12 protein-coding genes are annotated in these 11,586 nt (G+C 44.5%); 8 read left to right on the forward strand and 4 right to left on the reverse strand.

What is annotated here, in order from left to right:
- Positions 1-87: 87 nt before the first annotated feature.
- Positions 88-840 (reverse strand): hypothetical protein, encoded by a 753-nt coding sequence (locus tag L3D05_RS17955; protein WP_239617693.1) that lies wholly within the window; start codon positions 838-840, stop codon positions 88-90.
- 1 nt (position 841) lies between these two features.
- Positions 842-1,366 (reverse strand): RNA polymerase sigma factor, encoded by a 525-nt coding sequence (locus L3D05_RS17960; protein WP_239617694.1) that lies wholly within the window; start codon positions 1,364-1,366, stop codon positions 842-844.
- Between the two features lie 93 nt (positions 1,367-1,459).
- On the opposite strand from L3D05_RS17960, the gene L3D05_RS17965 reads away from it, so the two are divergent.
- Positions 1,460-2,128 carry a hypothetical protein gene (locus tag L3D05_RS17965; RefSeq protein ID WP_239617695.1) on the forward strand — a complete coding sequence of 223 codons (669 nt, stop codon included), beginning with the start codon at positions 1,460-1,462 and terminating at the stop codon, positions 2,126-2,128.
- 481 nt (positions 2,129-2,609) lie between these two features.
- Here the strand turns inward: L3D05_RS17965 and L3D05_RS17970 are convergent, their stop codons facing one another.
- Entirely contained in the window at positions 2,610-3,467 is an 858-nt protein-coding gene (locus L3D05_RS17970) for an SDR family NAD(P)-dependent oxidoreductase (RefSeq protein ID WP_239617696.1), read from the reverse strand.
- 175 nt (positions 3,468-3,642) lie between these two features.
- Between L3D05_RS17970 and L3D05_RS17975 the strand changes: the two genes are divergently transcribed.
- Both L3D05_RS17975 and L3D05_RS17980 read left to right on the forward strand, forming a co-directional pair.
- Positions 3,643-4,146, forward strand: coding sequence for a MerR family transcriptional regulator (locus L3D05_RS17975; RefSeq protein ID WP_239617697.1), 504 nt, complete (start codon positions 3,643-3,645; stop codon positions 4,144-4,146).
- A gap of 250 nt (positions 4,147-4,396) precedes the next feature.
- Positions 4,397-5,431 (forward strand): TIM barrel protein, encoded by a 1,035-nt coding sequence (locus tag L3D05_RS17980; protein WP_239617698.1) that lies wholly within the window; start codon positions 4,397-4,399, stop codon positions 5,429-5,431.
- 6 nt (positions 5,432-5,437) lie between these two features.
- On the opposite strand, the gene L3D05_RS17985 is transcribed toward L3D05_RS17980, so the two are convergent.
- Positions 5,438-6,385, reverse strand: a complete 948-nt coding sequence (locus L3D05_RS17985) for a helix-turn-helix transcriptional regulator (RefSeq protein ID WP_239617699.1) — start codon at positions 6,383-6,385, stop codon at positions 5,438-5,440.
- Between the two features lie 69 nt (positions 6,386-6,454).
- Here L3D05_RS17985 and L3D05_RS17990 point away from each other — a divergent pair, with 69 nt between their 5' ends.
- The 5 genes from L3D05_RS17990 (at position 6,455) to L3D05_RS18010 (ending at position 11,479) form a co-directional block, all read left to right on the forward strand.
- Positions 6,455-7,651 (forward strand): carbohydrate kinase family protein, encoded by a 1,197-nt coding sequence (locus L3D05_RS17990; protein WP_239617700.1) that lies wholly within the window; start codon positions 6,455-6,457, stop codon positions 7,649-7,651.
- 45 nt (positions 7,652-7,696) lie between these two features.
- Positions 7,697-8,542 carry a class I fructose-bisphosphate aldolase gene (locus L3D05_RS17995; protein WP_239617701.1) on the forward strand — a complete coding sequence of 282 codons (846 nt, stop codon included), beginning with the start codon at positions 7,697-7,699 and terminating at the stop codon, positions 8,540-8,542.
- Between the two features lie 148 nt (positions 8,543-8,690).
- Positions 8,691-9,689, forward strand: a complete 999-nt coding sequence (locus tag L3D05_RS18000) for a Gfo/Idh/MocA family protein (RefSeq protein WP_239617702.1) — start codon at positions 8,691-8,693, stop codon at positions 9,687-9,689.
- 353 nt (positions 9,690-10,042) lie between these two features.
- Positions 10,043-10,561 (forward strand): DUF3231 family protein, encoded by a 519-nt coding sequence (locus L3D05_RS18005; RefSeq protein WP_239617703.1) that lies wholly within the window; start codon positions 10,043-10,045, stop codon positions 10,559-10,561.
- Positions 10,562-10,822: 261 nt separating this feature from the next.
- Complete coding sequence (locus L3D05_RS18010) at positions 10,823-11,479, forward strand: CatB-related O-acetyltransferase (protein WP_239617704.1); 657 nt, start codon at positions 10,823-10,825, stop codon at positions 11,477-11,479.
- The last annotated feature ends 107 nt before the right edge of the window (positions 11,480-11,586 follow it).

An 11,586-nucleotide genomic window follows, 5' to 3' on the forward strand; every position in this document is an offset into this window, starting at 1 on the left:
AGTGGGTTTGTTATTATGGAGACTATCGGTATTAAGGTTAAATGGAGTAGGAAGCCTTTTCCTTTATGGTACAACAACATCAAACGACTATTTTTCGCTTTCATTGAACCATACCAACCTATACGGTGAAACACTTTGTTTATAATCCATATTGCTTGTAATTAAAGTTTTCAATACAACATTGAAACTTAAAGCATTGTCATCTGTTAATACAACAATCTGAGTATTTTTTAATGGGTTTCCAAATTGCCCTTCTAATGTTACTAGATGCGAATACCGCTGCATATCTTGTTTGTCAGAGCTGCTATCAAATAGAGAGTAATAACCATCACTGAAGAATAAATCACGAAAGAAAGGACTCGAGTTGTCTTCTGTTAAGAAACTAACCATACGAACAGCAGTATTGTTGCCTTGCGCTGCGGTTTCGACAAAGCTAGCCCATACTTCATTGTTTGCAATCACTACTGAATCTTGCTCAACAATATATCCGTCTTTCTTAGCTTCTTCAACGGTATAGTTCTTTGGCAGATTTGAAAAACCTGTATAGTTCCCATTAACATCAATTGAAAATACTAATGGTAGAACTTCCGTTGGTGTAATGGTTTCTGAAATTGATCTGCTAAGTGTATTAGTAACTGGTGGATTGAAGGATATGCCAAAAGGTATAAACCCGACAATGATTATTGCTGCAGCAACCAAATGGATTTTCTTAACTGGAAGCCGCGTTGCTAACTTATTGTGGCGATCAAAATCTATCCTCCTTACGATCTTTTGCAATCTGGCATTATTAACAAGTGATTGCTTCAATCCTCTTTCAATATCCATGCGGTAGTCCGTCATATCATTCCACTCCTCTATAATAATGTTTTGAAAACTTAAGCCTCGCATAATGAAGACGTGATTTAATCGTCCCCTCGGGCACACCGATTGTCTGAGCGATCTCCTTTTGTGACATGTCGTGATGAACAAATAACACCAACACTTCACGGTACTTCACAGGCAATTTCATTACAATTTTCCAGGCATTATTCATCTCGATTTGTTCAATGGCTTCTGTCTCGGCAGATGGATAGGAATGTTGATCTGACCATTTATCGATTGAAAAGGTTTTCCTGATAAGCCATTTTGATCTGCTATTGTAGGCTGTGTTCCTTGTTATGCTGAGCAGCCACGTTTTCATTGATGAACCACCCCGGAATGTCTGCAGTTTTTCAAGTATCTTGATAAAAACGTCCTGAAGGATGTCGTCCGCGATCTCTGGTTTGCCCACAATCGAGAATGCATAATTCCATAAGTCGTTCCCATACTTTTCCGCAATATGTTGTATAATTTCGTTCTTTGGATGTCCATCTGATAAATGCTTCAAGTAATCAAATTCCGAGATAACATTCACCCCCCTCATATATTAGACAATTCTTATTATTAATCCGTTCAATTAATTTTGACTGCGTTTAACACTGTGCAAGAAGGATTCAATGCAGTCTACAGTGCCTTTAACGGTTTACAAGAACTAACAAAAAGAACTGACGCAATATTTGAACTGGAACAATTCCAGAATAAGATAGGCGCTTTAAAAACAACAGATAATAAAGTAATTGCTCAAGGACTATATGTTGAAGTTTTGATTGAAAGTGTTAGTTCTCAAAGTCTTATAAGTTCAAATAGTGTCGTTACTCCATACTTTACTAACAGTTCTGTAAAAACCCCTAAAGGTACTAGTGTGTCAACGTTTAAAGATCTAACTTGGGCAGATCATGGTATAACGTCGGCTCAGGCAACGGCGAGTCAAGCTGCATTGGTAGCAGCGTATCCAAATGCAACCGTTGTGAGTACTCAGAATCCTAGTTATAATTGTCACTCATATGCATGGTACTCAACAAGTACGTCTAACACTCATTGGATGAATAGCGCAAGTTCATATAGGACAGATGGTAGTTATACCAGTGGAACGGGACAAGCCGGAAGTAAAGTGGATTACGGTGCAGCAGATCACTCTGGCATCGTAACTGGTGTTAGTGGTTATAATGTAGGCGTTAAATCAAAGTGGGGATTCAACGGAGTGTTTCAACATAATTATAATGACTGTCCGTATGTGATGGGAGCTTACAGTATTACTTTCTGGAATTGATCTTAAATTAAATATTTTAAATTCCTTTTTCTAAACGAAACCGTGATCCGGAGGAAGGATACTTTGAATAAAGTGCCTTCTTTCGGATTAAAGTTTCAATGCAAGGTCAGGGGACTTTATTTTGAAATCTTATTTGAAAAGAAAACGATACAAATCGATTTCTAAACAACTTTATTGTCAAGAAACATCAATAAATTTTTGTTTTTCGAAAATAAATACAATAAAGTTGTTTCAATTGAATAAGCAAGTACATCCTAGGTCGTTCTGAAAAGTCATTTTCAGGACGACCATTTTTATTAGTGAGGTGTATAGGATGGAGACAATCGGTATTAAAGTGAAGGGTATTAGGAAGAGGCATAAAATGAACCAAATAGAATTCTCGGAAAATTGGGGCATCCCAAGGAAGATTGAGTGAGATCGAGCAGGATAAAACGAAGCCCTCTGCGGATACATTAACGGGCAGTTTAATACAGCCGCAAGGTTAAAATTTATGTTGCAAAAATTCGTGTTCATAAATCGCTTGAATCCTTTCCAGAACTTTCAGCGCTTGGTCTTTAAATTTTAATTCCGCAACCTGGCCTTTCAGCAAAAACACGCCATTCTTATTCCGGTGTTCCCCGAGAGCCCCTTCATACAGCTTGTTGGCGCCGTGAGTAGGCGGTGAGAAAAATAGCTTCATTAATATTTCAACCAAAAGGGGTAGTCCGGATTGTTTCCCTTTCCTTAGCGTATTGTTGCCACCTGGGTCAACGCTTCGGATCTTGATGTCGTCCTTGGCAAGCTGTGACGCGATGGCCTGAGTCCACAGCGAAAGAGCTAGCTTTGAAGTGGCGTAAGGACCAATCAGCTTGCGGAAGGTTTGGGGACGTTCCAGGATTTCGATAGCAAACTTTTTCGTAAATTTTAGCGCTGAAGATGAGGTGTTGATCACCGTTTTTAAGCGACCGATTTTTAGGAGCTCCTTCAACTCCATCAGAATAATATACGGAACGACCGTCAACAGCTCATAATGCTTCTCGCGTCCTTGTTTCGAATAGCTCAGCTTGGGAAAGGAGCCTCCGGCGTTATTGAACAAAATATCGATCCGTTGCTCTTTGCTTTTGATATCTTCTAAAGTAAGTCTCAAGCTGGCATAATCGGCAAGATCATCTATTTTATAAATTCGAAGCGATCCACTCTTGACCGCATTTTGGATGCGCATATCGTCCGCCGGAAAGTCGGAACGGTTCAAAGCAACCACCTGCCAGTCCTCCGACAGCAATTTTCGGGTTAATTCCAACCCGATCCCGGCGCTTGCGCCTGTAATCAATGCGATATGTTCACGTGGGTTCATGTTCATTGTGCATCTCCTCCTGATATCGGGATATTTGCTCTGATAGCTCACATTCTATAACTTGAAGTCGACTCCAAGTCAAGGCGCGAAAACAAAGTTTTTTCCTAAGGATAAGAGACTTGACTTGGAGCTAGCTCCAAGATGTATAATGCACAAAAAACAATCTCCGGGAGGGAACAGGATGAAGGAAGAGCAATCCTTTACGATAAAGCAAACCGCCGAGGAAACCGGAATTACTGAGGATACGATCCGTTATTACGAAAAGATCGCGCTGCTGCCTCGTGCAGAGCGGAAGGACAACGGGCACCGCATCTACCGACAGGAGGGCATCAATATGATCCGGTTGATAGCATGCATGAAAAAAACGGGGATGCCGCTAGAGGAAATGAGGCCATTTTTGGCAGTCTCCGCCGATACCGATCCCGCGGAATATCCCGAACTGGTGGAACTCTTAAGGAGCCACCGGAAAAATATTGTCAGCCAAATCGCCTCGCTGCAGCAGGTCGTCGATTTTATCGACATGAAGCTGGAGGAGGGGAGATACCGACGGGACTGCTCGGATGAGGGTCTAGATGGCTTATTAGAGAAAAGAATGGGAGAACCGAAACCAAAGCCCGTCTCACCCGTTGAGATGAGTTATTTTTCCGTGTCAGCCAAAGCGGGCAAGTCACCTGCCTCCGTATGATAAGCTCGCAATAAGCGGCTACTTCCTCGTACAAACTATGTTCGCTGCAAGTCCCGATAACTCGTTCATTGAGTTGTAATCGGTCACGATAAGAGATGCGATGGAGCAAAGTACATCGCATCTCTTTTTTATGTGCTTATCCCAATCGTAAATTAGTAGGGGCTAGATCGTAAAGTTGTGCATGTCTGCGCAAGAAGCCCGGACTATATTTGAAGCGTAGGATATTAATTTGATACAGGGAGATGGAAGAATGTCCACATTCAAATTTTCGGTAGGACCTTGGAACGTTCACAACGGGGCGGATACTTACGGTCCTGCGGTGAGAAGCGAGATTGATATTGAAGAAAAAATGAAAACATTCGCCGATATGGGATTCAGCGCGATTCAATTTCACGATGATGATGCAGTGCCCGGCATGAACGAACTAAGCGATGAGGAAATCAAATTAGAAGCAAGAAAGATGAGAGCGCTGCTAGATAAATATAATCTTGTCGCCGAGTTCGTTGCACCGCGATTGTGGATGGATCCGCATACGATTGACGGAGGATATATGTCGACCTCCGAGAAAGACAGAGAGTTCGCGCTGTGGCGCTCGTACCGCTCGATCGACATTGCTAATGAATTGGGGTGCGACAAGATCGTATTGTGGTTGGCCCGGGAAGGTACGCTCTGCGCAGAAAGTAAAAGTCCGGTAGAAGCAACTAAGCAACTGGTTGACGCGATCAATAAAATGCTCAGCTACGACAATAATATCAAAGTGTTAATCGAGCCTAAGCCGAATGAACCGATCGACAGAAGCATTTGCGGCACGATGGGCCACGTTCTGGCAGTGTCCGCTGCGACGATTGATCCTTCGAGAGTTGGCGGACTCGTGGAGTCGGCGCACGCCGTATTGGCCGGCCTAGATCCCTCTCATGAAATGGGGTTCGCGATGGCATTGAACAAACTATGGGGCGTTCACCTGAATGATCAGAACGGCTTGAAATTTGACCAAGACAAAAGCTTCGGCGTAGAGAATCTTCGTCAGGCTTTTAATCAAATCAAGATTCTGAAAGAAAATAACTACGGTTCAAACGGCGAGTATGTCGGCCTCGACGTTAAGGCTATGCGGACGACAGTAGATAAGGACAGCTATAAACATCTAGAGAATAGTTTGAAAATCGTGAAAGCCTTGGAAGACAAGGTAAGCCGTTTCGATTACGAGTTCCAAAAGAAATGCGTGGAAACGCGCGACTTCGAAGGACTTGAAATGTATGTCATGAATTTGCTGATGGGCATCGAGTAAGGTTGTCTATAAACCGACAATCGATCTTTGCTTGTACTTGCTCAAGATTTCCAGACTCGCTTGATCCGTGTAAAAATATTGATCGCTCGATAGGTTCGGAATCGGATGATCTGAATTCAACGGAAGTTCTCTCTCTTTATACTGCTTCGGCGTACATCCGAAATGTTTGAGAAAGAGGTTATTTAAGTAACGGGCATCCGAGAATCCGCATTCGAGGCAAATGTCGATTAACTTCATATTGGTTTGCACGATGAGTTGCTTTGCTTTCTCAAAACGTATCTGATTTAAATACTGCTGGAAAGTCGTATTCAAATTTTCTTTGAAAAAGTGCGACATATAGGTCAGCGAGAGGTTCTCACTTTCCGCGATCGTCGAAAGCAGTAATTTACCGGCGTAATTTTCTTCAATAAAGTTTACGATGCGGTTGACTCGGTGAAGTCGTTGCAAGTTATGCGCGCGCTCTTCCTCGCTGATAAGTCGATAGGGCACTGTATGCAGCAATTGATAGAATAATTGGTTGAGTAAGCTGATATTCATGAACTCATAGCCGAGTTTCTTATCAAAATAATCGAATGACAACTGAATAAGCAAGGAATATACCAGTTGTAATTGTTCGCTTGGAAGAAACTCGGTCAAATTGGATTTGTCGAATACGACATTCGCTAATGACGGGAAATATTGTCCGCAAAATTTCGGAGAAATTTGTAAAGATAAAATTAATGCGCCACCCTGATCAGCGCTCAGTTCATGAGGTTGTATGGGATTAAATAAAATAATGGATTGTTTGGTCAGATGATGATGTTCTTTCTTGGAGTTAACCGTCAATTGGCCCTCGAGCAATAAACACAGCTCAAAATCGTTGTGCAGGTGCGAATTGCGATAGGTTAAATTTACGAGAAACGGATTCAGGTATTTGATTCTTGGATGCTTCACGATTTCATATTCATTGTCCATGGGAATCCTCCAAGCAGACGAGACATTAGGATAAGTTTAGCATGAAAACTCATAAGTGGAGGCACTACAGTGACGAAAATTTCCGTACCTTATCCTCTTATCGTAGGTGGTCATGTATGTCTGGACATCATTCCCGCCGTTCAAGGCCGAGGATTTCAGATGGTGCCGGGAAAGCTTGTTGACGTCGGGCAAGCTGTTCTTGCCACGGGAGGAGCCGTTGCGAATACGGGACTTGCGTTGCATCGGATTGGCATTCCCGTGCAATTGATGGGCAAAATCGGGAACGACATCTTAGGTGAGGCGATTCTCTCCATCTTTCGCAAAGAACATGCCGACTTAGGAAACGGGATGATTATCGCCGAAGACGAATCCACCTCGTATTCCATTGTCATCAGTCCGCCGGATACCGATCGCATGTTTCTTCATTGCACGGGGGCGAACGATACATTCAATTCCGAAGACGTCAAGACGTCAACGCTGGCGAGCGCGGGGTTGTTTCATTTCGGTTATCCGCCGCTTATGCGTCAAATGTATCAGAATGACGGCGCAGAAACGATTCGACTCATGCGAAAGGCGAAAAATGCGGGTGTCACCACTTCGCTTGATCTGGCAAAGCCGGACCCGGATTCCACGGCAGGACAATTGGATTGGAACCCTATATTAAAAAAAGTGTTGCCGTATGTGGACTTATTCTTTCCAAGCATAGAAGAAATTCTGTTCATGCTGAGGAGAGATCAATATGAGGCGATGCTGGAGCAACATGGAAGCGACCGGCTGATCGAACAAGTGGACGGAGATCTGCTCAGAGATCTTTCGTCGGAGCTGGTTCAAATGGGAGCGGCTGTCGTCGTCTTGAAATTGGGCGAGCACGGTCTCTATATGAGAACTACCGCTGACGAAGCGAGATTATCTCAAACCGGTAAATATGCACCTCTAAATAAGGATAAATGGGCAAATCGCGAGCTATATATTCCTTGTTTCCAAGTTGGTGTTGCAGGCACGACGGGAGCCGGCGACTGCACGATCGCGGGTTTTCTTGCGGGTTTTGCTCAACGGTTGTCCCCGGAAGAAGTGCTCATCGGAGCCGTGGGCATCGGTGCGTGCAACGTGGAGCAGCCAGATGCGACTAGCGGTATTTTACCGTGGGAAGCAGTACAGGAGCGAATATCGGTAGGTTGGCTCCAGTACGTCCCGAAGCCGTATCTCTCAGAATTTAAGCCAATCCCAAATCCAAATGTCATGGTTTATCAGAGGCCAAGAGATTAGTGCGAGTTTATAGTATGTTGCTGCTATTAAACAGGAGGGAATTATATGTATCGTAAACCGCGTCAAAATCGGATGTTTAGCGAGCAAGGAAAGTGTTTCGATGTTGCCATCGACCATGGATTTTTCAATGAGTATTCGTTTCTTTCGAGTATCGAAGATATGAAGAAAGCGGTTCAAACCATCGTTGCGGCAAATCCGGATTGCGTTCAACTCAGTTCCGGCCAAGCGCGCTTGCTGCAAGAGATCCCTGGTAAACAAAAACCCGGACTTGTACTGCGGACCGATGCCGCCAATATCTATGGAACGGAGTTGCCGCAATTCTTGTTCAGCGAATTGGTGAGCAATGCTGTCGAACAAGCTGTCGTCCTCGACGCAGTCGCCGTGTGCGTGAACTTGCTTCTTCTTCCAGGCCAACCTGAGCTTCATCATCAATGCGTTCGCAATATCGCGCTGCTCAAGACGGAATGCGACAAGTACGGCATGACACTCATGGTTGAGCCGCTCGTCATGCTTCCGAACGAAGTGAAGGGCGGATATATGGTGGATGGCGATATTCAGAAAATCGTACCTTTGGTCCGTCAAGCCGTCGAACTCGGCGCCGATGTCATTAAAGCCGACCCGTGCGACAACGTTCAGGAATACCACAAGGTCATTGAAGTTGCTTCAGGTATTCCTGTTCTTGTACGCGGGGGCGGAAGAGCGAGCGACGAGGAAATCATTAACCGAACGGTAGAACTGATGAATCAGGGAGCATCCGGAATCGTATATGGACGGAATGTCATCCAGCATCCGACCCCGGCGAGGATGACTTCAGCATTGATGCAAATTGTCCATTACGGCGCTACGGCAGAGCAAGCGCTTAGCATTCTGAAGGGAGAACTGGCGCAATGAGCAGAAAGGCGATTCGTTTCGGGGTGATCGGTTGCGGTTTGATGGGCAAGGAGTTCGCCAGCGCGGCAGCCCGGTGGTGCCATCTTACGAATGTAGACTTCGAGCCGCGCATCGTTGCGGTATGTGATGCCAATCCGGCGGCTACACAGTGGTTCAAGGATCATTGCCTTCCGTCGAGCGCGCATTTACCGATTATCAAGATATGCTCGCGGAGGGGTCCGTTGATGCCGTATATTGCGCGGTTCCTCATAACCTGCATGCCCAGATCTACATCGATATCATTAAGTCAGGCAAGCATTTGCTTGGCGAGAAGCCGTTCGGCATTGATCTTGAAGCCAACCGTGCCATTCAAGCGGTTATCGACGCTCATCCGGAGGTCATTGTGCGCAGTTCCTCAGAGTTCCCGTTTTACCCTGGAGCTCAACAGATCGTTCAGTGGGTGAAGGAAGGGCGTTTTGGCAAGATCATCGAAGTAGAGGCTGGCTTCTGGCATTCGAGCGATTTGGATCCGACGAAACCGATTAACTGGAAGCGGCGGGTCGCAACGAACGGCGAGTACGGATGCATGGGCGACTTGGGATTGCACGTGCTGCATCTCCCGCTTCGATTCGGCTGGAAGCCGACCAGCGTAAGGGCATTGTTGTCCAAGATCGTGAACGAACGACCGGATGGAAAAGGAGGGACGGCTCCTTGCGAAACGTGGGATAACGCGATACTCGCATGCAACGTTAAACAAGAAGACTCGAGTTTTCCGATGCTGCTATCCATGAAACGGATCGCGCCCGGACATGCCAACACATGGTTTATTCGAATTCAAGGTACCGAGTTTTCTGCTGAATTCTCGACCAAGAACCCGAAACAGGTAGCCTCTCTGCCGTATGTACCGGGCGGTCAGCAGGCCTGGCATGTCGTGGATATTCCTTACAGGTCATCTTACGAAACGATCACAGGAGGCATTTTCGAATTCGGTTTTTCCGATTCCATTCTTCAAATGTGGGCTGCATTCTGTGACGAAGTGGCGAATGGCAAAGCGATGACACAATCCTTCCATTGCGCCTTGCCTGAAGAGGCGGCCGACAGTCATCGTCTCTTCACGGCCGCGCTCGAATCGGAGCGAACCGGACAAACCATTTCGATGAATTGGTAGATTATCATGCGATCTGCGCGGTGGCAGCCAAGGACTTATCTTTAAGTCCTTGGCTGTTCGCAACTAATAAGCAAGATAGTTTATTCCCATTCAAACTTTCCCAGAAGCTCTCCTTGCAGTCTATACCCCGTCCTTCTCCGAAACAAGAAGCCGGCACAAAACGTAATTGTTGATCTGTGATCTTACTGGCATTTTTGGGGATAAAATATACATGATTTAAGTGGATCAAGACAGAGTCCTGCACTGATTCGAGCTGACCTCATCTGGAATAAAAAGTGATCGCGCAAATAGGATAAGGGGCTAAATGATGGACAAAATACACTTGATTCTACAACAAAGGGGGCAACTTTTTCATGGGAATTCTAAGCGGTAACCCAAAAGATGAGCCAATGCATTTCGGTGAAGTATCCAGTGTATGGACAGCTTCTACTGCAGCTAAAGGAGCGATTTCTTTTTATCAAGCCTATTTAAATCACACCGGTGACAAGGACCTAAGGGAATTGATTGAAGACTACATTGATCAAGCAAAACAAGAAGTAAAAGAACTGGATGAGATACTTAATGCGAATGGAATAGCTCCTGCTCCAATAATGGCTGACAGACCAAAAGCCAATCTCGAAGATATTCCTGTGGGTGCTCGTTTAGCTGATCAGGAAATTGCTGCTGCGATATCTGCCGACACAGCAATGGGTCTTGTTGCTTGCACACAAGCAATGGCAATGTGCATTCGCGAAGATATCGGCGCATTGTTTGCAAAATATGCTGCCGCAAAAACGGTACTTGGTGGTAAAACCCTTAGAATGCTTAAGGATAAAGGTTGGTTAGTTCCTCCTCCATTACTTGTCAAGAGACCAGAAACAGTTACAGTTTAAACGATGAAAATGGCAAAACAACTTAAGATCGGGTCGATGTAAAACTTACAAAAGTAACTCGCTTAGCTTAGTGCTAGCGGGTTATTTGAATTATTAGGGGTATGATTTGACGAACAAATGATTCGATTGTTACAATGTCCCCATCCAAAAGGAAAAGGATGAGGACGATGGTTCGTCGTTTGAAAAGGTTTAAGAATGTTGCTACTGCATTAAGCTTCTAAGTAGAAAATGATATCTATTACTTAGAAGCGAGGGAAAAGAATGAAACAACAACGATTTAACCACTGGTCTGAAATTAAGTATCTAAAGGATATTGTCACCAACCCAATGATTGAAGTAGGGGACTACTCCTACTACTCTGGTTATTACGATAATCACGATTTTGAAGACGGGTGCGTCAGATACCTTTGGGGAGATGAAAAATCAAGAAAGTTATTTAACCCCATCGAAGACTATGGTTGGCATTTAGATAAATTGGTTATAGGAAATTACGTATGCATTGCAAGCGGAGTAATTATTTTAATGGGCGGAAATCACAATCATCATCCTGAATGGATTACCGTGTATCCGTTTGTGGAGCAGATTGAAACCTCTTACGAACCAAAAGGGGATACAATCATCGAAAGTGATGCTTGGATTGGCATGAATGCAATGATTATGCCCGGCGTGAAAATAGGTGAAGGTGCCATTGTTGCGGCAGGATCGGTTGTTGTAAAAGATGTCCCGGCCTATACGATAGTTGGCGGCAACCCTGCTAAAGAGATAAAGAAACGCTTTACAGACGAAGAGATCGAAAAGTTAAAGGAAATGCGTTGGTACGATTGGGAACGCGAGAAAATTGAACGAGCCAGTCCTATCCTCTCAAGTTCTTCTATTAATCAATTATATGACTTTTATGTAAGGGAAATAAAACCATAAACCATATAATCACCTCATTGAATAAAAAGCAGCGGTAGTCTAGGACTTTATTTTCTCGTCCAGGCTACCGCTGTTTCTATACTTATGCAAGACGACTTCCGGCTGCG

Origin of the sequence: Cohnella mopanensis (assembly GCF_022352055.1) — a bacterium.
GTDB classification, from domain to species: Bacteria; Bacillota; Bacilli; order Paenibacillales; family Paenibacillaceae; genus Cohnella; species Cohnella mopanensis.

Excerpts from the sequence above, each read along its gene's own strand:
- L3D05_RS17980 (WP_239617698.1), top strand. The coding sequence starts at position 4,397 with ATGTCCACATTCAAATTTTCGGTAGGACCTTGGAACGTTCACAACGGG.
- L3D05_RS17985 (WP_239617699.1), bottom strand. The coding sequence starts at position 6,385 with ATGGACAATGAATATGAAATCGTGAAGCATCCAAGAATCAAATACCTG.
- L3D05_RS18005 (WP_239617703.1), top strand. The coding sequence starts at position 10,043 with ATGGGAATTCTAAGCGGTAACCCAAAAGATGAGCCAATGCATTTCGGT.
- L3D05_RS17970 (WP_239617696.1), bottom strand. The coding sequence starts at position 3,467 with ATGAACATGAACCCACGTGAACATATCGCATTGATTACAGGCGCAAGC.
- L3D05_RS18010 (WP_239617704.1), top strand. The coding sequence starts at position 10,823 with ATGAAACAACAACGATTTAACCACTGGTCTGAAATTAAGTATCTAAAG.
- L3D05_RS17975 (WP_239617697.1), top strand. The coding sequence starts at position 3,643 with ATGAAGGAAGAGCAATCCTTTACGATAAAGCAAACCGCCGAGGAAACC.
- L3D05_RS17955 (WP_239617693.1), bottom strand. The coding sequence starts at position 840 with ATGACGGACTACCGCATGGATATTGAAAGAGGATTGAAGCAATCACTT.
- L3D05_RS17995 (WP_239617701.1), top strand. The coding sequence starts at position 7,697 with ATGTATCGTAAACCGCGTCAAAATCGGATGTTTAGCGAGCAAGGAAAG.